This window comes from Bradyrhizobium niftali (assembly GCF_004571025.1).
In the GTDB taxonomy this organism is placed as follows: domain Bacteria; phylum Pseudomonadota; class Alphaproteobacteria; order Rhizobiales; family Xanthobacteraceae; genus Bradyrhizobium; species Bradyrhizobium niftali.
The window spans coordinates 1-1,813 of sequence record NZ_SPQT01000109.1; the positions used below are offsets into that span (position 1 = coordinate 1).

Consider the following 1,813-nt stretch of genomic DNA (forward strand, 5'->3'; position numbering starts at 1 on the left):
CGGCGCCCACTCCTTGGCACTCTCGTGCCCGTGGAGGAGCCGTCCACATGGCGTAATCGCGGGAGCGAGTCACCCCTGAATGAGTGGCTGTTCCCCGATAGGATGGAGATACGGGCTCACGACTGGACGCCGGGCCCAAGCATCGAATGGAGAACAGCCATGGAAGAATATATTGGTCTCGACGTGTCGATGAAAGAGACGGCAGTCGCGATCCGCCGAGCAGGTGAACGGATCTGGCGCGGCAAGTGCGCATCTGATCCCAGCATTATCGCCGAGCTCATCCGCAAGCGGGCGCCATCCGTGAAACGCGTCGTATTTGAGACCGGACCGTTGTCGGTATGGTTCTATCATTCTCTGCGCACCGAAGGGTTGCCGGCGATCTGCATCGATGCGCGCCATGCTAAAGCGGCGCTCGATATGGCGACGAATAAGACGGACGCAAACGACGCCGATGGCCTGGCGCAACTCGCGGAAGTCGGGTTCTTTCGTGAGGTGCGTGTGAAGGGATTCGACAGCATGCTGACCCGCACGCTTGTCGCAGCGCGGACGCGGCTGGTCCGAATCACTACCGAGCTTTCCAATCAGATCCGCGGCGTCATGAAAACCTTCGGTCTGCTCGTTCCCGCCGGAAAGGGAGGCACCTTCGAGAAGAATGTGCGGAGCCTTCTTGCCGACCAGGACAGACTTGCATCCATCGTGCTGCCGATGCTGGAAGCTTGGCGCGGCATTCGCGTCCGCGCCGCCGAACTCGGACGCCAATTGGTGCGGGACGCGCGCCAAAGTCGGGCTTGCCGCATTCTCATGTCAATTCCTGGAATCGGTGCGATCACCGCAACCTCCTTTACCACCGCTATTGAGGAGCCTGACAACTTCAGGAAATCCAGATCTGTTGGCGCGTGGATCGGCCTAACAACGCGCCGCTACCAATCCGGAGAAGTCGATTATGACGGCCATATATCCCGACGTGGCGACCGCCCTTTGCGAGGGCTTCTCTACGAAGCGGCAGCGGTCATTCTGACGCGCAGCTCAACTCACAGCACGCTGCGTTCATGGGGTCTGCAGCTTCGGGAGAGGATCGGCTTCAAAAGAGCTGCCGTGGCTGTGGCCCGCAAACTGGCGGTAATAATGCATGCGATGCTTAAGACCGGCGAGCTGTTTAACCCGAATGCCGGAGCCGCCGCATAAGTCCCGATCGCGTTCGGAACCCGAACCCCTAAGGCGTCCCTGCCGGGACGTGAGCCGAGCCATTCCGCTGATGCTGTTGCACTGCTGACCCAGCAAAGTGCGTCGTCCACATTGAAGGCTCGTCCCGCGAAGCTCCATCATGCGGCGGCTGATGCCGACCGCGAAGACAACCATGCACCCGGCAGTGTCTCCTCAGAGATTATATGCTTGACGCTTCGGCAGCGATTAGACAACAACAGCATCAAAAGCAGCGGTGGACGCCAAGTTGGATCGGCGTCCGGTTTGCCCCTGACAGCCGACATGACACGCGCTCAATCGACCTTCGGCTAAGGGCCATGTGTGGACGTATATGGACCCCGCCCGATTGCAACGACCGGCTTGATCAGGATCGACGGTCACAACTGCTGACGTATATCCGGCTTCTTGATGCGGCTGGACAACGTCTCCGCCGCGAGCCTCGATGGTTTTCGCCCGCTTCCACCTCAACGGCCCCGAGACATCGGCGCAAGCCGTGCCGGTCCACACATCAGGTTCGGGAAGCGACGGGGGTGACCGTTTCGCCATCTCCTGCCATTTGTTGCAATTGTCGGGTGAGACCTCCTTTCCTTGATTGCCGCTTCGCTTCAGG

General features: G+C 60.1%; 1 protein-coding gene. It reads left to right on the forward strand.

The window, feature by feature from the left end; all coding sequences use genetic code 11:
- The first annotated feature begins 159 nt into the window (after positions 1–159).
- On the forward strand, positions 160–1,185 hold the full coding sequence (locus E4K65_RS46605) for an IS110 family RNA-guided transposase (protein ID WP_135179749.1): 1,026 nt from the start codon (positions 160–162) through the stop codon (positions 1,183–1,185).
- Positions 1,186–1,813 lie beyond the last annotated feature (628 nt).